The sequence below is a fragment of the Amycolatopsis jiangsuensis genome (genome assembly GCF_014204865.1).
Classification (GTDB): Bacteria; Actinomycetota; Actinomycetes; order Mycobacteriales; family Pseudonocardiaceae; genus Amycolatopsis; species Amycolatopsis jiangsuensis.
The window spans coordinates 110,394-130,849 of record NZ_JACHMG010000001.1 but is presented as its reverse complement, the minus strand read 5'-3'; the positions used below and the strand labels follow the sequence as shown (position 1 = coordinate 130,849).

Sequence of the window (20,456 nt, the reverse complement as noted above, 5' to 3'; positions counted from 1 at the left end):
CCGTTGAGGCGGGTGGCCACCCCCGCGCGGACTTCGTCGCCCGCGGCGGCCATCGCGGCCTCCAGCCGGTCCAGCTCGGCGAACGGGTCGGGCGGCCCGCCGTCCTCGTCCGGCAGCAGCGTGACCCGCAGGTGGTCGGCGAGCGCCTCCGCCGTCGGGTGGTCGAAGACGAGCGTGGCCGGGAGCCGCAGCCCGGTCGCGGTGGCCAGCCGGTTGCGCAGCTCGACCCCGGTGAGCGAGTCGAAGCCGAGGTCCTTGAACGCCCGCTCGGCCCGCACCGAGTCCGGCGAGTGGCCGAGCACGGTGGCCGCGCTCTCGGTAACGAACCGCACGAGGATGGCCGACCGGTCCGTGGCCGGGGCCGCGGTGAGCCGGTTCAGCAGCGACTCGGCCTGGCCGTCGCCGTGCGCCGCCCGCACGTGCGGCAGGTCCACCAGCAGCCGGTTCGGGCGAGGCAGGCCGCCGGCGAGCCGCGCCCAGTCGATGTCGGCGATGACGGCGAACGGGTCGTCCTGCCCGACGGCGCGCCACAACGCCGCGAGGGCCCGGTCCGGATGCATCGGGGACACGCCGTCGCGCCGCAGCCGCTCGGCCGCGGTGGCGTCGGCCGCCATGCCCGCCCCGGCCCACGCCCCCCACGCGACGGTGGTCGCCGGCAGTCCCAGCCCGCGCCGGTACTGGGCGAACGCGTCCAGGAAGGCGTTCGCGGCGGCGTAGTTGCCCTGCCCGGCGTTGCCCAGCGTGCCCGCGGCCGAAGAGAACAGCACGAACGCGGACAGGTCGAACCGGCGGGTCAGCTCGTGCAGGTCGGCCGTCGCGGCGACCTTGGGAGCGAGCACCTCGTCGAACCGGGCCGGGGACAGCGTGTCGACGACGCCGTCGCCGAGCACCCCAGCCGTGTGCACGACCGCGTCGAGATCCGGCAGCCGTTCGACGAGCGCGGCCAGCGAGCCGTGATCGGTGATGTCGCAGGCGGCGACGGTGACCCGGACGCCGAGGCCGGTGAGTTCGGCGGTCAGCTCCGCCGCGCCGGGCGCGTCCGGGCCCTGCCTGCTGGTCAGGACGAGGCGCTCGGCCCCATGGGCGGCCAGTGACCTGGCGACCTGGGCGCCGAGCGCACCCGTGCCGCCGGTGACCAGGACCGTGCCCCGCGGCCGCCAGCTCTCGCCGGCCGGGGAGGTGCCGGGGACGAGCCGTTTGGCCAGCACCGCCGACCGGATCGCGACTTGGTCCTCCTCGCCGCCGGCGACGACGGCGCGCACCCGGTCCCAGGTCCGCTCGTCCGGCTGCTCCGGCAAGTCGATCAGGCCGCCCCAGAGCTGGGGGTGCTCCAGCGCGAGCACGCTGCCGAGCCCCCAGACCGCCGCCTGGCCCGGGTGCGGCGCCGGCGAGCCCGCCGCGGTCGCCCCGCTCGTGACGCACCACAGCGGGGCCTCGGTCCCGGTCGCGCTCAGCGCTTGGACCAGTGCGGTGGTGAGGGCGAGCCCGGTGGACAGTGCCCGGTGGCCCGGCAGGGTCTCCCCCGCCAGTGCGAGCAGCGAGACCACGCCGTCGAGGCCGGTCCCGGCCGCCGCCGCAAGCTTGGCGGCGGCCGATTCGCGGTCGGCGTCCGCGGCGGTGAGCACCACCTCGGTGAGCCGGGTGCCGCCGAGTGTGCGCCGCAGTCCCGCCACGGCGGGGTCTCCGGTGTGCCCGTCCGGCACGACCAGCAGCCACGCCCCGGTCAGGTCGCGGTCGACCGGTTCGGCCAGCGGCTTCCAGGCCACGCGATGGGTCCATTCGTCGGCGCCCGCCCGGGCGGGCGTCCCGGCCGTGAGCCAGAAGTGCTTACGCTGAAAGGCATATGTGGGCAGGTCGACCCGGTGGGCGCCGGTGCCGTCGAAGAGCCGGTCCCACGCGACGGGGACGCCGCGCACGTGCAGCCGGCCCAGCGCGGCCAGCAGTGTCTCGACCTCGGGACGGCCGGCCCGCGACACGGTGATCACGTCCGCCTCCGTCGCGACGCCGCCCAGGACGCCGCCGGGGCCGATCTCGACGAACACCGTCACGCCGTCCGCTTCCGCCGCCGCGATCCCGTCGCCGAATCGGACCGCCTCGCGGACGTGGCGCAGCCAGTACTCGGCGGTGCACACCTCGTCCGTCGCCACGCGGCCGGTCAGGTTCGACACGAGCACCTTGCCGGGTGCGTGGAATTCGACCTGTTCGAGCACCGCGCGGAAGTCGTCGAGCATCGGCTCCATCAACCGGGAGTGGAACGCGTGGCTCACCCGCAGCCGTTTGGTTTTGCGGCCCGCCGCCTCGAGCGTCGCGGCGACCGCGAGCACCTCCTCCTCGTCGCCGGAGACGACCACCGAGTCGGGGCCGTTCACCGCGGCGATGTCGACCGCGCCGGTAAGCAGCGGCAGGACCTCGTCCTCCGCCGCCTGCACGGCGACCATCGCGCCGCCTTCCGGCAGCGCCTGCATCAACCGGCCGCGCGCGCCCACGACCAGGCAGGCGTCCGCCAGCGACCACACCCCGGCGACGTGCGCCGCGGCCAGCTCGCCGATCGAGTGCCCGGCCACCACGTCGGCCGTGACGCCCCAGGACTCCAGCAGCCGGTGGAGGGCGACCTCGAAGGCGAACAACCCTGGCTGGGTGAACTCGGTCCGGTGCAGCCGGTCGTCGGTGAAAACCAGCTCCCGCAACGCTTCGAAGTGCGCGCACACCTCGTCGAACGCGGCGGCGAACACCGGGAACCGGGCCGCGAGTTCGCGTCCCATGCCGACGCGCTGGGAGCCCTGACCGGCGAACAGGAACCCGATCCGGTGCTCGGCGCCGGTCACGGTGCCGGCGACGACGGCCGGGTGCTGCTGCTCGCGCCCGATCGCCTGCAGCGCCTCCTGCGCCGGCTCCGCCGAATCCGCGACGACGACCGCCCGGTGCTCCAGCGACGCCCTGGTCATCGCCGCGGAGAAGGCCACGTCGGTCAGGGCGGATCCGGGCTGCGCGGCGAGGTGGGCACGGAGCCGGTCAGCCTGCTCGCGCAACGCGGCCGGGTCCGAGCCGGACACCAGCAGCGGGAGCGCGCCCGTGTCCGGCGTGGGCTCCGGCTCGGCGGTCTCGACCGCTTCGATGATCGCGTGCGCGTTCGTCCCGCTCACCCCGAAAGAGGAGACACCCGCCCGGCGCGGCCGGCCGGTCTCCGGCCAGTCCTCGGCGGCGGTCAGCAGCCGGACGTCACCGCGGGACCAGTCCACGTGCGGGGTCGGCTCGTCCGCGTGCAGGGTCCGGGGCAGGACGCCGTGCCGCATCGCCTGCACCATCTTGATCACGCCGCCGATGCCGGACGCCGACTGGGTGTGCCCGATGTTGGACTTGAGCGAGCCGAGCCACAGTGGACGGTCGCGGTCCTTGCCGTAGGTGGCGATGATCGCCTCGGCCTCGATCGGGTCGCCCAACGTGGTGCCGGTGCCGTGGGCCTCGACCGCGTCGACGTCGGTGGCGGACACCCCGGCGGCGGCCAGCGCCTGGCGGATCACCCGCTGCTGGGACCCGCCGTTCGGCGCGGTCAGCCCGTTCGACGCGCCGTCCTGGTTGATCGCCGAACCGCGCAGCACCGCCAGCACCGGATGCCCGTTGCGGCGCGCGTCGGACAACCGCTCCAGCAGCACCATGCCCGCGCCCTCGGCCCAGCTCGTGCCGTCGCTGCCGGCGCCGAACGACTTGCTGCGCCCGTCCGGCGCCAGGCCGCGCTGCCTGCTGAACTCGACGAACACCCCCGGCGTGGCCATCACGGCCGCCCCGCCGGCCAGCGCCAGCGAACACTCGCCCTGCCGCAACGACTGAGCGGCGAGGTGCAGCGCCACCAGCGACGAAGAGCAGGCGGTGTCGATCGTGACCGCAGGCCCCTCCAGGCCGAAGGTGTAGGCGATCCGGCCGGAGGCGACGGCCGACAGGTTGCCGGTCATCAGGTAGCCCTCGACCCCGTCGGCCGCCTCGTGCATCCGCGGGCCGTAGTCCTGGCCGACGGCGCCCACGAACACGCCGGATCGGCTGCCCCGCACCGTGCCGGGATCGATCCCCGCCCGTTCCAGTGCCTCCCACGCGGTCTCCATGAGCAGCCGCTGCTGGGGATCCATGGCGAGCGCTTCCCGGGGCGAGATGCCGAAGAAGTCCGGGTCGAACTCGGCCGCGTCGTGCAGGAAGCCGCCGTGCCGGACGTAGGACTTGCCCGGCCGGTCCGGGTCGGGGTCGTACAGCCCGGACAGGTCCCAGCCGCGGTCGACGGGGAATTCCGAGATGGCGTCGCGGCCGTCGGACACCAGCTGCCACAGGTCCTCCGGCGACCGCACGCCGCCCGGGTAGCGGCAGCTCATCGCGACCAGCGCGACCGGCTCGTCGGTGGCGCCGGCCGTGGTGACCGCCTGGTCCGCCGCGCCGCCCGCCAGTTCGGCTGCGAGGAACGCCGCCATCGCGGCCGGGGTGGGATGGTCGAAGACCGCCGACGTGGGCAGCCGGAGGCCGGCGGCGGCGCCGAGCCGGTTGCGCAGTTCCAGTGCCATCAAGGAGTCGAAGCCCGCGTCGGCGAAGGCCCGTGTGGACCGGACCGAATCCGGCCCGGCGTGCCCGAGAATCGCGGCGGCCTCGGTGCGGACCACGTGCAGCAGCCGGCGTTCCCGTTCGACGGCCGGGGCCCCGGCCAGCTGCCGGGCGATCGGCGTGAGCGCGGCCTCGGGCCGGCGCGCCTGCGGGACGACCGTGGGGGTGGCGGACGAGGTCTCCAGCCAGAACCGCTCGTGCTGGAACGGATAGGTGGGCAGCTCCACCCGGCGGCCGCCGTCGAACGTGTCCGCCCAGTCGATGTCGACACCCTGCACATGCGCTTCGGCCAGTGACAGCAACAGCCGATCCAGGCCACCCTCGTCACGGCGGAGCGTGCCGACCGCGACAGCGTCCTCGGCCGTCTGCTGAATGCTCATCGTCAGCACCGGATGCGCACTCGCCTCGACAAACACACCAAAACCCTGCTCCGACAACGACCGGACCGCGCCCTCGAACTCCACCGTCTGCCGCAAATTCCGGAACCAATACTCAGCATCCAAACCCGAGCCGTCGACCAATTCCCCGGTCACCGTCGAAAACAACGGAACCCGCCCGGACACCGGACCAACCTCACCCAACACCTCCAGCAACTCATCACGAATCAGCTCAACCTGAACCGAATGCGACGCATAATCCACCGGAACCCGCTTCGCCCGAACACCATCCCGCTCACACGCCGCCACCAACTCATCCAACGCACCAACATCACCCGACACCACCGTCGCCCCAGCACCATTCACCGCAGCAACAGACAACCCATCGCCGATCCGCTCACGCACCTCAACCGCAGACAAAGCAACAGAAACCATCCCACCCTTACCCGCCAACGCCGTAATCGCCCTGCTGCGCAACGCAACCACCCGAGCACCATCAACAAGAGACAACGCACCACTCACACACGCAGCCGCGATCTCACCCTGCGAATGACCAACCACCACACCAGGACGAACACCGTAGGACTCCCACACCGCAGCCAACGACACCATCACCGCCCACAACACCGGCTGAACCACATCAACCCGCGCCAACGCCACCTCATCACCAAGCACATCCAACAGCCCCCAGTCCACAAAGGACGAAAGAGCCGACGCACACTCATCCAACCGAGCCGCAAAAACCGCAGACGACTCGTACAGAGCCACACCCATCCCAACCCACTGCGAACCCTGACCAGGAAAAACAAACGCAACCTTGCCGACCTCACCGGCCACGCCCTGCACCACACCCGGCGCACCCTCACCGTCGGCCAGCGCGCGTACCCCGGCGAGGAACCCGTCCCGGTCGCCCGCCGCGACGGCGGCCCGGTACTCGAAGTCCGGCCGGCCGGTGACCAGGGACCAGCCGACGTCCAGCACCCGCTCACTGGTGACCGACGAGCCGAGCCGGGCCGCCTGATCCCGGAGCGCGGCCTCGGTCTTGGCGGAGAGCAGCCACGGGACCATCGCCTCGCCGGCCGGGGGCTCGGCCGCTTCGGCGGGTGCCTGCTCGATGATGGCGTGCGCGTTGGTGCCGCTGACCCCGAATGCCGACACCCCCGCGCGGCGGGCCCGGCCGGTCTCCGGCCACGGGCGCGCCTCGTTCAGCAGCGAAACCTTCCCCGCCGACCAGTCCACATGCGACGAAGGCTCGTCGACGTGCAGCGTCTTCGGCAGGATGCCGTGGCGCAGCGCCAGCACCGTCTTGATGACGCCGGCCACGCCGGCCGCCGCCTGCGGGTGGGCGATGTTGGACTTCAGCGAGCCGAGCCACAGCGGCCGCTCGCGATCCTGGCCGTAGGTGGCCAGCAGCGCCTGCGCCTCGATCGGGTCGCCCAGTGTGGTGCCGGTGCCGTGCGCCTCCACCGCATCGACGTCCACTGTAGACAGACCTGCGTTCGCCAGCGCGTCCCGGATCACCCGCTGCTGGGACGGCCCGCTCGGCGCGGTCAGCCCGTTGGACGCGCCGTCGGAGTTGATCGCCGAACCGCGCAGCACCGCCAGCACCGGGTGTCCGTGACGGCGCGCCTCGGACAGCCGCTCCAGCAGCACCATGCCCGCGCCCTCGCCCCACGACGTTCCGTCGGCCGTCGCGGCGAAGGACTTGCACCGGCCATCGGGGGCGAGCCCGCGCTGCCTGCTGAACTCGATGAACATGCCAGGCGCGGCCATCACCGTCGTGCCGCCGGCCAGCGCCAGCGTGCAGTCGCCCTGCCGCAGTGCTTGCGCGGCCAGGTGGATGCTGACCAGCGAGGAGGAACAGGCGGTGTCGACCGTGACCGCGGGGCCTTCCAGGCCGAGGCTGTAGGCGACCCGGCCGGAGACGACGCTGGACGATTTGCCGGTGACGAGGAAGCCCTCCAGGCCCTCGGGCGCCTCGTGCAGGCGGGAGCCGTAGTCCTGGTACACCATCCCGGCGAAGACCCCGGTCCGGCTGCCGCGCAACGACACCGGGTCGATCCCGGACCGCTCGATCGTCTCCCAGGACGTCTCCAGCAACTGCCGCTGCTGCGGGTCGATGGTCAGCGCCTCGCGCGGGGAGATCCCGAAGAACTCGGCGTCGAAACCGGCCGCGTCGTAGAGGAAGCCGCCTTCGCGGACGTAGGACTTGCCCTGCCGGTCCGGGTCCGGGTCGTACAACCCGGCCACGTCCCAGCCGCGGTCGCCCGGCAGGTCGCCGACGGCGTCGCGTTCGGCGACCAGCAGCTCCCACAGCTCGTCGGGGGTGGTGACGCCGCCGGGGAACCGGCAACCCATCCCGATGATCGCGATCGGCTCGTCGACGGCCCCTCGGCTGACCGCGACCGGCGCGGCGGCCGGCTCGGCGCCCACGAGCTCACCGCGGAGGTAGCCGGCCAGCGCGGCGACCGTCGGGTGGTCGAACAGCACGGTTGCCGGCAGGCGCAGCCCGGTGGCGGCGGCCAGCCGGTTGCGCAGCTCGACCACGGTCAGGGAATCGAAGCCGATCTCGCGGAACGCGCGGGTGGTCTCGACGGACCCGGAGTCCTGGTGCCGCAGCGTCGCCGCCGCGTGCGCGCGGACCAGGTCGACCAGTACCCGGAGCTGCTCCGCCTCGCCGAGCCCGTCCAGCTGTCCCGGCAGCCCCGCCTCCGGCCGCGCGCTCAGCTGTGCGGCCACCTCCGGCAGGTCGGCGATCAGCGAGCTCGGCCTGGCCGCGGTGAAAGCGGGCGTGAAGCGGTCCCAGCGCACGTCGGCGATGACCACGCAGTCGTCGCCGCGGCTCAACGCGTCCTGCAGCCCGGCGATCGCGTGCTCGGGCGCCATGCCGGGGAGACCGCGGCCGCTCATCCGGTCCTCGACGGAGCCGTCCACCATGCCGCCGCCGGCCCAGATGCCCCAAGCCACCGACAGCGCGGGCAGGCCGAGGCCGCGGCGATGCCGGGCGAGGGCGTCGAGGTAGGCGTTGGCCGCCGCGTACGCGGCCTGGCCGCCGTTGCCCAGTACTCCGATGACGGACGAAAACAGCACGAACGCGTCGAGGTCGAGGGGCGCGGTGAGGTCGTGCAGGTTCTCGGCCGCGGTGACCTTCGGCCGGGCGACCCCGGCGAGCTGCTCCGGGGTCAGCGTCTCGAGGATGCCGTCGTCGAGCACGCCCGCGGTGTGCACGACCGCGTTCGGGGTGACCGTGTCCAGCAGCGCGGCGAGCGCGTCCCGGTCGGCCGCGTCGCACGCGGCCAGGGTCACCCGCACGCCGAGCGCGGTCAGTTCGTCGCGCAGCTCCGCTGCGCCGGGCGCGTCCGGTCCCCGCCGGCCCGCCAGCACGAGGTGCTCGGCGCCGGAAGCGGCCAGCCAACGCGCCACGTGGCCGCCCAGCGCGCCAGTGCCGCCGGTGACGAGCACCGTGCCGCGCGGGACCCAGGGTCGGGCCGCGGCCGGTGTCGTGGCGTGCGCGAACCGCCTGGCGAACACCCCGGAGGAACGCACTGCGACCTGGTCTTCGCGCCGCCAGGCCAGCACCGAGCGCACCCGCCGCCAAAGCCGGTCGTCGGCGTGCGCCGGCAGGTCGATCAAACCACCCCAGCGTTCCGGGTGCTCCTGGGCGACGACCTGGCCGAGCCCCCACAACCGGGCCTGGGCCGGCGTGGTCACCGCATCGTCGGGGCCGGTGGACACCGCGCCGGTCGTGACGCACCAGAGCGGCGCGGCGACGCCGCTGTCGCCGAGTGCCTGGACCAGTGCCACGGTGTCGGCCAGGTCTTCGAGCACGGACAGCACACCGGCCACCTCGCGTCCGGCGAGCTGCCTGGCCAGCCGTTCCCGGCCTGTGCCGGGCGCCACGACCATGACCTCGGCGGCGTCGAGTGGCGGGGTGGGGTGCCCGGGCGGCGCCACGACCAGCCAGGGGCCGGGCAGTGCCGCGGCCGCGGGCTCGGTGACCGGCTTCCAGGTCACCACGTAGCGCCACGCGTCGGTCGTGGACCTCGTGGACCGGCCGCGAGCGCGGCGGCGCCAGGCCGCGAGTACGGGCAGCGCGGCCGCGAGCTCGTCTCGGTCCTCGTGCCGGACCGCGGCGGCCAGCGCGTCGAGGTCCGCGTTGTCGACCGCGTCCCACAGCTCGTTGTCGGCGGTGGCCGGGGCGGGCGCCTCGAGCCAGTACCGCTCGTGCTGGAAGGGGTAGGTGGGCAGCTCGACGCGGTTGCCGGACTGCACCGCGGTCCAGTCCACCGCGACCCCGGTGACGTGTGCTTCGGCCATCGAGGTCAGCAGCCGCCGCCGTCCGCCGTCCTCGCGGCGCAGCGAGCCGATCACCACCGCGGGCGCGCCGTGGTCGCCGACCGTCTCCTGCACCCCGACGGTGAGCACCGGGTGCGGGCTGGACTCGATGAACGCGTCGTGCCCGTCGTCCAGCAGCGCGCGGACCGTCTCCTCGAAGCGAACGGTGTGCCGCAGGTTCCGGAACCAGTACCCGGTGTCCAGTTCCGCGGCATCGATCCGGGCGGCGGTCACGGTGGAGTAGAAGGGAATCTCGCCGGGGCGCGGCGTGATGCCTGCCAGCGCGGTGGCGAGCGTGTCGTGGATGGCGTCGACCTGCGGCGAATGGGACGCGTAGTCCACCGGAATCTGCTTGGCCTGCACGCCTTCGCGCGTGCACTCGGCGAGCAGCGCGGACAGCGCTTCCTGCTCGCCGGCGACCACGGTGGAGGCCGGGCCGTTGACCGTCGCGACGCAGATGCGGTCCTCCCGGCCCGCGATCCGGGCGCGCACCTCGTCGGCCGGGAGCGGGACGGAGACCATGCCGCCCTTGCCCGCCAGCGCGGACAGCGCCTGGCTGCGCAGGGTCACGATCTTGGCCGCGTCGGCCAGGCTCAGCGCCCCCGCCACGTGCGCGGCCGCGATCTCGCCCTGCGAGTGCCCGACCACGGCGGCCGGGCGGATGCCCAGCGAGCGCCACAGCTCGGCGAGCGACACCATGATCGCGAACAGCGCGGGCTGCACGACATCGACCCGCTCGAGTGCCTCGGCGCTGTGCAGCACCTCGGTGAGCCGCCAGTCCACGTACGGCGCGAACGCCGCCTCACAGTCCGCGAGCTTGCCCGCGAACACCGGCGAGGCCGCCATCAGCTCGACGCCCATGCCGCGCCACTGCGAACCCTGGCCGGGGAAGACGAACACCGGCTTGTCGCGACGGCCTGCGATGCCTTCGACGGCCGGGCCGCCGGGCTCACCGGCGGCCAGCGCGCGCAGTCCCGCTTCGAGTTCGTCGCGGTCGCCGACGACCACCGCGCGCGTGTCGAACGCCGGCCGGGCCGCCAGCGACACCGCGACGTCCGCCGGGTGCGCGCCGGTCGCGCCGAGCAGCCGCGTGGCTTGGTCGCGAAGAGCCTGGCCGGTGCGCGCGGAGATCGGCCACGCCAGCAGGCCGCCCGTCCGCGGCATCGGCTCCGGGGGCTCCGGAGCGGCTTCGAGGATGAGGTGGGCGTTGGTGCCGCTGATGCCGAACGACGAAACCCCGGCCCGGCGGCTCCGGCCGGCGTCGGCCCAGTCGCGGTTCTCGGTGAGCAGCGACACCGCGCCCGCCGACCAGTCCACGTGCGGCGACGGCTCGTCCACGTGCAGGGTTTTCGGCAGTGTGCCGGCCCGCAGCGCCAGCACCATCTTGATCACCCCGCCGACGCCGGCGGCCGCCTGCGCGTGGCCGATGTTGGATTTCAGCGAGCCGAGCCACAGCGGCCGCTCGCGGTCCTGGCCGTAGGTGGCCAGCAGCGCCTGTGCCTCGATCGGGTCACCGAGCGCGGTTCCCGTGCCGTGCGCTTCGACGGCGTCGACGTCGGCGGCGGTGAGGCCCGAACGCGCGAGTGCCTGGCGGATCACCTGTTCCTGCGCGGGTCCGTTCGGCGCGGTCAGCCCGTTGCTCGTGCCGTCCTGGTTGACCGCGGAGCCGCGGACGAGCGCCAGCACCGGGTGGCCGTTGCGCCGCGCGTCCGACAGCCGCTCCAGCACGACCATGCCGGCGCCCTCCGACCAGGCGGTGCCGTCCGCCGCGGCGGCGAACGCCTTGCAGCGCCCGTCCGCGGCCAGCCCGCGCTGCCGGCTGAACTCGACGAACATGCCCGGGGTCGCGAGCACCGCCGCGCCGCCGGTGACCGCGAGGGAGCATTCGCCGTCGCGCAGGGCCTTGGCCGCCAGGTGCAGGGCGACCAGGGAGGAGGAGCACGCTGTGTCGACGGTCACCGCCGGACCGGAAAGCCCCAGAGTGTAGGAAATCCGGCCCGAGGCGACGCTGACCGTGCTGCCCGTCAGCGAGTAGCCCTCGTACCCTTCGAGACCCTCGTGCAGGCGGGGGCCGTAGTCCTGGGCCATCGCGCCGACGAAGACCCCGGTGTCGCTGCCACGCAGGGCGCGCGGGTCGATACCCGCCCGTTCCAGTGCTTCCCATGAGGTCTCCAACAGCAGCCGCTGCTGCGGGTCCATCGCGGTGGCTTCGCGCGGGCTGATCCCGAAGAAAACCGGGTCGAAGTCACCGGCGTCGTAAAGGAAACCGCCTTCGCGCGTATAGGTTGCGCCGCTGCGCTCCGGATCCGGGTCGTACAGGCCGTCGAGGTCCCAGCCGCGGTCGGCGGGGAAGCCGCCGATCGCGTCCCGGCCGTCGAGCACGAGCTGCCACAGCTCGTCCGGAGTGCTCACCCCGCCGGGGAACCGGCAGCCCATGCCCACGATCGCGATCGGCTCGTCCACGGACCGGCGGACCACCGTGGTCGCGGCGCGCGAGGTCTGGGTGAGTTCGGCCCGCAGGTGGCCGGCCAGCGCGGCCGGCGTCGGGTAGTTGAACAGCAGCGCCGCGGGCAGCGGCAGCCCGGTCGTGGCGGCCAGCGCGTCCCGGAGTTCGACCGCGGTCAGCGAATCGAAGCCGAGGTCCTTGAACGGCAGCGCGGTGTCGACGGTGTCCGTCGCGGCGTGGCCGAGTACCGCGGCGGCGTGGGTGCGGACCTGGTCGAGCAGCAACCGGTCCTGTTCGGGTTCGGACAGCCCGGCCAGCTGCCGCCGCAGCGGCGAGCCGTCCTCGGCGGGCTGTGGCAGCGGCGAGCCGTCCTCGGCGGGCTGTGGCAGCAGCGCGCTGTCCTCGGCGGGCCGGGGAGCGGTCGTGACCGGGCTGTCGAGCCAGTACCGCTGCCGTTGGAAAGCGTAGGTCGGCAGGGCCACCCGCCGGGCGCCGCTGCCGTCGAACAGTTTCGCCCAGTCGACGGTGACGCCGCGAACAAACAGCCCGGCGACCGCGGTGACGAGCGTCCGAACCTCCGGCCGGTCCGCACGCAGACCGGGGTGAATCGCGACGTCGGCGCCGGCGAGGCACTCGCGTGCCATCGAGCTCAGTGCGCTGTCGGGCCCGATCTCCAGGAATGTCCCCACACCCCGAGCCCGCGCTGCCGCCACCCCATCAGCAAACCGCACCGGCTCACGCACATGCCGAACCCAATAATCCGGAGAACACAACTCCCCACCAGCCACCACACCCGACACATTCGACACCACCACCTTCGACGGTGAATGAAACTCCACCCCCGCCAAAACCTCACGGAACTCCGCCAGCATCGGCTCCATCAACACCGAATGAAACGCATGACTCACCCGCAACCGCTTCACCTTACGGCCACGCCCCGCAAAAACCTCCCCCACCGCCACAACCTCGTCCGCCACACCCGACACCACCACCGACGAAGGACCATTCACCGCCGCAACACCCACACCAGCAGACAACAACGGAACAACTTCCGCCTCCGCCGCCTGCACCGCCACCATCGCACCACTTTCCGGCAGCCCCTGCATCAACCGACCACGAGCCGCCACCACCCGACACGCATCCGGCAACGACCACACCCCAGCCACATACGCCGCCACCAACTCACCAATCGAATGCCCCACCACCACATCCGGCACAACACCCCACGACTCCAGCAACCGATACAACGCCACCTCAAACGCGAACAACCCCGGCTGCGTGAACTCCGTCCGATGCAACCGATCATCCGCAAAAATCACCTCCCGCAACCCACCAAACTCCGCACACACCTCATCAAACACAGCCGCAAAAACCGGAAAACGCGCCCACAACTCACCCCCCATACCCACCCGCTGCGAACCCTGACCCGAAAACAAAAAACCCACCCGGCCATCGGGAACGACCCGGCCGCGCACCACCTGCGCGGCGGGCGTCCCGGCCAGTACCGCCGCCAGTCCACTGTCCAATTCGGACAGATTCGTGCCGAGCACGACGGCGCGGTGGCTGTGCGCCGAGCGCGTGGTGGCCAAGGACAGGCCCACGTCCGCCGGGTCAAGCGTCCCGACGTGCTCCCGCAACCGCCCGGCCTGGGCACTGAGTCCCGCGTCCCCGACCCCGGAGACCAGCCAGGGCACGATGTCCATCCCGGTCCTCGGCTCGTCGGGGCGCTCGGGCAGCGAGACGTCGGACAGCACGACGTGGCAGTTCGTGCCGCCCATGCCGAACGACGAGACCCCCGCCACCAGCGGCGCGTCGGGCCGGGGCCAGGCGGACAAGGACCGGTGCACGGCCAGGTTCAGCCGGTTGAGCGGGATCGCGGGGTTCGGCGTCTCGAAGTTCAGGCTGGCCGGCAGTTCCCGGTGCCGGATGCTCAGCGCGGTCTTCACCAGCCCGGTGATGCCCGCGCCCGCCTCCAGGTGGCCCACGTTCGTCTTCACCGAGCCGACGAGCAGCGGTGCTCCGGCCGGGCGGTGCCGGCCCAGCGCCGCGCCGAGTGCCGAGGCCTCGATCGGGTCGCCGAGCCGGGTGCCGGTTCCGTGCAGCTCGACGTATTGGACCTCGCCCGGGCGCACGCCGGCGCGCTCGCAGGCGAGCCGGACGGCGTCCTCCTGGGCGGAGGCGTCCGGCACGGTGAGACCGGGGGTGGCGCCGTCGTTGTTGACCGCGCTCCCCCGGATGACGCAGTGGACCTGGTCGCCGTCGGCGATCGCGGCGGACAGCGGCTTGAGCACGACGACGGCGCCGCCCTCGCCGCGGACGTAACCGTTGGCCCGGGCGTCGAAGGTGAAGCACCGGCCGTCCGGGGACAGCGCGCCGAACTTCTCGGCACCGATCGTGCTCTCCGGCGCCAGGTTCAGGTTCACCCCACCGGCAATGGCCACAGTGGACTCACCGCGGCGCAGGCTCTCGCAGGCGAGGTGCACGGCGACGAGCGAGGAGGACTGAGCGGTGTCGACGGTCAGGCTCGGACCGGTCACGCCGAGCATGAAGGAGATCCGGTTGGCGAGGATCCCGCGATTGAGTCCGGTCAGGGTGTGCGGCCCGATGGCCGCCGCGCCGCGCAGGCCCCCCAGGGTGGCGTAGTCGCTCGCGGTGGCGCCGACGAACACGCCGGTCTTCGTGCCGGCCAGGCCGGCGGGCACGATCCACGCGTCCTGGAGCGCCTCCCAGCTCAGTTCGAGCATGAGCCGCTGCTGCGGGTCCATTGCCGCGGCTTCCCGTGGTGAGATGCCGAAGAACGCCGGATCGAACTCGTCGACCCGGTCGAGGTAGCCGCCCCGCCGGCCGGCGGTCTCGTCCGCGTCGTCCCGCCGGCCCGCGGGCACCTCGGCGATCGCGTCCCCGCCGTCGCGCAGCAGTTGCCAGAACTCGCGCACTCCGGCCGCACCGGGCAACCGGCAGGACAGCCCGACAATGGCGATCGAATCATCAGTACCGGCACCGACGTGCGTCAGAAAGTCCATCTGCCCCAGTCTTTCGGAACGAATTGGCAAAATATTGCCGCCAGGCGTCCTCGCACAGCTCTCGAATTTCGAGACTACTGGCGCCCGCCGGGGAGGAATCACCCCAACTTCACCCCACAGGCACCCCTAGAGCGCTACTGGGGTACCCCTACGAGACCGTGGCATAGCCTCTTCACCAGCACTTTTGCCGAAGATGACGGCTATACGGAACCATTTCCCCGTCTCGCCGCTTGTGGCAGGATCACCGCCTGGAGGGTTCGCGTCAATCCACAGGAGAAATCATGCGGGAATTACGGGAAAGAATTGCCGCCGTCACCGGCGCAGCGAGCGGAATCGGACGGGCGCTGGCCGTCGGGCTCGCCGCGCAGGGGATGCACGTGGCGATCGCCGACGTGGACACCGCCGGCCTCGCCGCCACCGCCGACGCCGTGCGGGCCTCCGGCCGACGGGCGCTGGCCGTGCCCACCGACGTGCGGGACGCCGCGGCCGTGGCGCGGTTCGCCGACGCAGTGGTGGCCGAGTTCGGCGCGGTGCACGTGGTCTGCAACAACGCGGGCGTCTCACGGATGGGCCTGTCCTGGGAGGTCCCGCTCGAGGACTGGAACTGGGTCCTCGACGTCGCTTTCTGGGGCGTGGTGCACGGAATCCGCGCCTTTGTGCCGCACCTGCTCGCGCACGACGAGCCGGGCCACGTGGTCAACACCTCCTCCGTCGGCGGCCTGGCGCAGGTGCCCTACATCGCCCCGTACACGGCGGCCAAGCACGCGGTCGTCGGGCTCACGAGGTCGCTCCGGGCCGAGCTCGCCGGGACTGCGGTCGGAGTGAGCTTGCTGTGCCCCGGCCCGGTGGTGAGCAACATGGACCCGCACACGCCCCGGCCCGGCGAGGTCGAGCACCTGGCCGACGGCCCTGCCGCGCTGGCCGAGCACGCGCGCGGATCGCACGGCGAGGGCATGCCGGCCGAGCACGTCGCCCGGATGACGGTCACGGCCATCCAGGAAGACCAGTTCTACGTGCTGCCCAACCTCGCCGGCTTCCTCCCCGCACTGGAAAGCGACTTCAGCGCGCTGCTTTCCGCACCGACGCGTTAGCCCGGGGCTTTCATGGGGTGTGGGTTCGACCGGCGTGCCGTGAAAGGAGAATGGTGCTCTGGTCGGACCCCGCCAACGCTGTCGCCGCGGCCGCGACCAGACGGGGCCGCATCCCGCCGTTCTCCGCGCGGGCCTTGATCTCCCTCGTCACCTGCCGGTTCTCCGCGGCCTTCTGCTCGTTCTCGATCGCAACATCACGATCCCGCGCAGCGTAGATACCTGTTGCGAGGTAGGCCTTCCAGTCCGCCGGCTCCGCGCTGTTCAACGCGTTCTGGGCGGCGATCGCGATCTGGGTACCGGGGGTGGCCTTCTCCAGGATCTTGCGGATGAAAAAGTCATCCGCCAAATCCAGCATCACGTCCGTGGTCTGCAGGCCGACGACCGTGGCCGCGTTCTGCCGCGCGTCCCGCGCCGCCAACCACGCTTTCTCCGCCGCGTCGTGCTCCAGATCCGCGTCGATCGCGTCCTGCTGATCCTGCCGCTTCGCCGCCAGCAACCCCTGCGCGAGGAAGACCTTCTGCTCCGCCTCATACTCCAGCCGGACTTCGTGATCGGGGCTGGTGGGGGGGTGCCTGGAGATGGGTGCGGCCGACAGTTGATCATGGTTGGTTGTGTGGACTTCCCAAGATCGCCTGACGGCCGCAGGTGTGAGCATAGACCCTGTCCGGTGGCGGGCGATGTTCGATGAGCTCATGGGGCGGATCGCGGGCCGGTTCGGGCGGGTCGAACCGCGTCGTGGGGCGGAGAAGTTGTTGCTGGGGTTGATGTCTGAGTTGCCGCGGAAGAATTGCTGGACCATCGCCGAGTATGTCGGGGACCCGAGCCCGGACAGGTTGCAGCATGTGCTGGCGCGGGCGGTGTGGGACGCCGACGCGGTACGCGACGACCTGCGTGACTACGTGGTCGAGCACCTCGGTGAGACTGACGCGGTCCTGATCGTGGACGAGACCGGGGATGTGAAGAAAGGCAGCCACACGGTCGGGACGCAGCGCCAGTACACGGGCACTGCTGGGCGGATCGAGAACTCCCAGGTCGCGGTCTATCTGACCTACGCCACCACCGCGGGACACGCCTTCGTGGACCGGGCCCTGTATCTGCCGAAGTCCTGGACCAGCGACCCCGAACGCTGCCACGCGGCCGGAATCGACGAGAACATCGCGTTCGCGACCAAACCGGCGCTGGCCACCGAGATGATCGCCCGCACCCTCGACGCCGGAATCACGGCGTCCTGGGTGACCGGCGACGAAGTGTATGGCGCCGACCCGCACCTGCGCACGGAACTGGAACACCGTGGTGCCGGCTACGTGCTGGCCATCGGACGCGACCGCCGCGTCGCGACCGGAGTCGGCACCTTCCGCCCCGACGACCTCGCGGGACGGCTGCCGAAACACGTGTGGCAACGCTTCTCCGCCGGTGCGGGCGCGAAAGGACACCGCTACTACGACTGGGCCCTGATCGACATCGACCCTGACACCACACCGGCGGGACACCGGTGGCTGCTGATCCGGCGCAACCGCCGCACGAAAGAACTCGCGTTCTACCGCTGCTTCGCAGCCACTGCCACCGCGCTGCCCGTTCTGGTGCGGGTGGCCGGAACCCGATGGCGCGTCGAGGAATCCTTCCAAACCAGCAAAGGACTCACCGGACTTGACCAGCACCAAGTCCGCCGCTGGACCTCCTGGCACCGCTGGACCATCCTGGCGATGCTCGCCCACGCCTTCCTCACCATCGTTGCCGCCACCGAGCGCACCCGGCAAGCGACCTCGACCGACTGGATTTCCTTGACCTGCAACGAAGTCCAGCACCTATTCGCCACACTCGCCATCACACCGATCACCGACATCGCGCACCGACTACGCTGCTCGATCTGGCGCAGACAACACCAATACCGAGCACGGCAGGCCCACTACCAGCGACAAGCCACCCGAGAACCATGAACATCACGATCTACGGCTGGAGTACTCAGCAGCCCCATAGGCCTCCAACGCAGCAGCCTTGACCTTCGGATAACCGGTGACGAAACGCCACAGTTCGTAAATGAAATCCCGGTACCCGAGATCGAGCTGCTGATCGGTCACCGGCATCGCGACCAGCGCCGCCGCGCTCTGCTTGAGCTTCCGCGCCTGATCCCGCTCCAGCTGCCCGCGCGCATAATTGTCCCGATCCCGCCCCGCCAACTCGCTCACCCCGGACCGGATGAACACCGTCGACGCCGCATCCCCATCCCGGTACGCCTGCAGCGCACCCTCTTTCACCAACGGGAACCGCACCGGATCGGCCGTGTCGAAAATCTTGAACACGAAGTCGCGGTCCCGCAGCACGAACCAGCTGTTGTCGACGTCCAACCCCAACGACCGGATCGCCTCGACCTTCTCCTCCGGCGTCGCCTCCGGCACCTCCGTCGCCGCCGGAACCGCCGGATCCGCAGGCGCCTCAGCCAACGCCCCCACCGGCGGCGCTGACGGCACAGTCTCCGCCGACGCCAGCGACGACACCAGACCACTCACCACCGCCGCCGAGATAGCGGTCACCACCACCCGTCTCAGCAAGCCAGGTCTCTTCTCATTCATCCCAGACACTCTCATTCGTTTGTGGATCCCCCAGGCAGTCGGTTGTTCACATCGCCGGATGCTTTTCTCCAGTAACCCGACCTCCACCAGTACAGGCTCGTCCGGTCCTCGGGCCAAGGCGTATGGACCGCTTCGGGAGGTTCGAAACCGTCTTTCCGCAAGTCGATCGGTCGCCATTCCGGATCCCTCCGGTAGCGGCTCGCAGCGGGCGTACCGGTCACCGCGAGTTGGGCTTCGACCAGGCTGTTCCGATTCGCGCCAGGGGCGAACGTCGGCCACCTGAGCTGGACCAGGTCGTCCTCCCACCCACAGACCGCGCAGATGGCCGAGGAACCGGGCGGTTCGTGGTGGACCAGGTGGCCGCAGCACGGACAAGGATATTCGAGACTCATGGAATCAGTACTCCAGGTTGCCGCTCAAAGTACTCCGCGGTGGATTTGTAGAAGGTGATGATGCCCCTCGTGCCAGTCATGGCGTATTCACCGGTCGCCGGGTCGAAGTAGTACTGAGGTTCACCCCGGGTAGTGGACACCGAGTTAGCAGGACCAACGAGGCAAACCCAGGTCAAGCTGTGTCGCGGACCCGCTTGAGCACAGCAGGAAGAACGGAGACATAACGGAGACCAGACCAGCCGTTAGCAACCGCAAACATGATCTTGAAACCGGCGAAACCGCAGGTAGAAGCATGTGAAATCGGTGGGCCGGGCGGGGCTCGAACCCGCGGCCAAGGGATTATGAGTCCTCCTGGACTCAGCGGTGTGCTCACCTGCGAAAACGCAGCTCAGCGGTGAGTGTTCCGTCCATAATCCCTTGGGTTTGACTGGATCCCCCAAATCGGGGATCAGAGCCGACGCTCACCGTTCCCCTCGGCGCGGCAGTCCGCCGAGCGTGAGCAAACCGCAGCCCATCGTGAACGGCCCGACACGGGCCATCGAACGCTGTGCTCGCGACCCATCAGCACCCTGCAAGAATCAGGCTGGCCGCTCGCCCCGACGCGGAGCACAGCGCCGCAACCAAACCCTTGTCGCGGTATAAAATCACGACTCCTCGCTGACCGCTGGCCACACCACTCACGCAGAGCACCCAGCTAGTAGTGTGTCGCTGCTTAGAGCGTGTCTCACTTGGTTGTTGGTTGAGGTGTGGGCATGATCATGAGCTGTGATGGACGAGTTGTCGCGACGGCTGGTGCCCGACGAGTTGTGGGCGCTGGTCGAACCGTTGATCCCGCCGGGAAAGACGCGCCCGCAGGGTGGCGGCATGTCACGAGTGGGCGACCGGGCGGTGTTCACCGCGATCGTGTTCGTGCTGACCAGCGGCTGCGCCTGGCGACATCTGCCGCCCAGCTTCGGGGTCACCGTGCCGACAGCGCATCGGCGGTTCACCGAGTGGACCAAGGTCGGCCTGTGGCGCGATGTGCACCGGGCGGTGCTGGACAAACTTGGCGGCAAGGGCATGATCGACTGGTCGCGTGCGGTCCTGGACGGAGCATCCGTCAGGGCCAAAAGGGGGGCGGTCTGACCGGTCGGAGCCCGGTCGATCGCGGCAAGCCCGGCTCGAAGATCCATGTGCTGTCCGACCGGGCCGGACTTCCGTTAACCGTTGGGATCTCCGCGGCCAACACTCACGACAGTCACGCGCTCAGACCCTTGGTCAACGCGCTGCCGCCGATCCGGTCTCGCCGCGGACCGCGCCGCCGGAAACCGGCCAAGCTCCACGCCGACAAGGCCTACGACATCCCAGCCCTACGCGACTGGCTCCGCCGGCGCGGGATCATCCCGCGCATCGCCCGCAAGGGCATCGAATCCACCGAGAAACTCGGAAGACACCGGTGGGTGATCGAACGGTCCATCGCCTGGCTGACCAGCTACCGGCGCCTGACCATCCGCTACGAACGCAAACCCAGCCACTACCTCGCCTTCCTCACCATCACCTGTTACAAGAAACTCGCCAAATGAGACACGCTCTTAGTGGATCGCCCCGGGTCGGTTGGAGGCTCTGCTACCTGGAAGGCTGAGGGGCTATGGCACCACCGAG

The 20,456-nt window shown here is 71.1% G+C and carries 6 protein-coding genes and 1 pseudogene; 3 read left to right on the top strand and 4 right to left on the bottom strand.

Features of this window, described 5'->3' with window-relative positions; all coding sequences use genetic code 11:
* Positions 1 to 128 precede the first annotated feature (128 nt).
* A pseudogene (locus tag BJY18_RS36555) lies at positions 129 to 14,762 on the bottom strand (type I polyketide synthase); the annotation flags it as partial.
* Between the two features lie 281 nt (positions 14,763 to 15,043).
* Here BJY18_RS36555 and BJY18_RS00620 point away from each other — a divergent pair.
* Complete coding sequence (locus BJY18_RS00620; RefSeq protein ID WP_184776819.1) at positions 15,044 to 15,853, top strand: SDR family NAD(P)-dependent oxidoreductase; 810 nt, start codon at positions 15,044 to 15,046, stop codon at positions 15,851 to 15,853.
* A 10-nt stretch (positions 15,854 to 15,863) separates the two neighbouring features.
* Here BJY18_RS00620 and BJY18_RS00615 read toward each other — a convergent pair whose 3' ends face one another.
* Positions 15,864 to 16,508, bottom strand: coding sequence for a hypothetical protein (locus BJY18_RS00615; protein WP_184776817.1), 645 nt, complete (start codon positions 16,506 to 16,508; stop codon positions 15,864 to 15,866).
* 22 nt (positions 16,509 to 16,530) lie between these two features.
* Between BJY18_RS00615 and BJY18_RS00610 the strand changes: the two genes are divergently transcribed.
* A complete protein-coding gene (locus tag BJY18_RS00610; protein ID WP_446680338.1) occupies positions 16,531 to 17,790 on the top strand; it encodes an IS701 family transposase in 1,260 nt (419 codons plus the stop codon).
* A gap of 3 nt (positions 17,791 to 17,793) precedes the next feature.
* Here the strand turns inward: BJY18_RS00610 and BJY18_RS00605 are convergent, their stop codons facing one another.
* Together BJY18_RS00605 and BJY18_RS00600 are read right to left on the bottom strand one after the other, a co-directional pair.
* Complete coding sequence (locus BJY18_RS00605; RefSeq protein WP_184776815.1) at positions 17,794 to 18,423, bottom strand: hypothetical protein; 630 nt, start codon at positions 18,421 to 18,423, stop codon at positions 17,794 to 17,796.
* Positions 18,424 to 18,434: 11 nt separating this feature from the next.
* Positions 18,435 to 18,815, bottom strand: a complete 381-nt coding sequence (locus BJY18_RS00600) for a CPCC family cysteine-rich protein (RefSeq protein ID WP_184776813.1) — start codon at positions 18,813 to 18,815, stop codon at positions 18,435 to 18,437.
* 768 nt (positions 18,816 to 19,583) lie between these two features.
* Between BJY18_RS00600 and BJY18_RS00595 the strand changes: the two genes are divergently transcribed.
* Positions 19,584 to 20,377, top strand: a protein-coding gene (locus BJY18_RS00595) for an IS5 family transposase (protein WP_184776811.1) whose coding sequence is annotated in 2 segments (ribosomal slippage) — positions 19,584 to 19,923 and positions 19,923 to 20,377 — 795 coding nt in all. Because the reading frame shifts where the segments join, the coding sequence is not laid out codon by codon here.
* Positions 20,378 to 20,456 lie beyond the last annotated feature (79 nt).

What these genes read in the sequence shown, in the direction of transcription:
- BJY18_RS00620 (WP_184776819.1), top strand. Translation starts at nt 15,044, where the DNA reads ATGCGGGAATTACGGGAAAGAATTGCCGCCGTCACCGGCGCAGCGAGC.
- BJY18_RS00615 (WP_184776817.1), bottom strand. Translation starts at nt 16,508, where the DNA reads ATGCTCACACCTGCGGCCGTCAGGCGATCTTGGGAAGTCCACACAACC.
- BJY18_RS00610 (WP_446680338.1), top strand. Translation starts at nt 16,531, where the DNA reads ATGTTCGATGAGCTCATGGGGCGGATCGCGGGCCGGTTCGGGCGGGTC.
- BJY18_RS00605 (WP_184776815.1), bottom strand. Translation starts at nt 18,423, where the DNA reads ATGAATGAGAAGAGACCTGGCTTGCTGAGACGGGTGGTGGTGACCGCT.
- BJY18_RS00600 (WP_184776813.1), bottom strand. Translation starts at nt 18,815, where the DNA reads ATGAGTCTCGAATATCCTTGTCCGTGCTGCGGCCACCTGGTCCACCAC.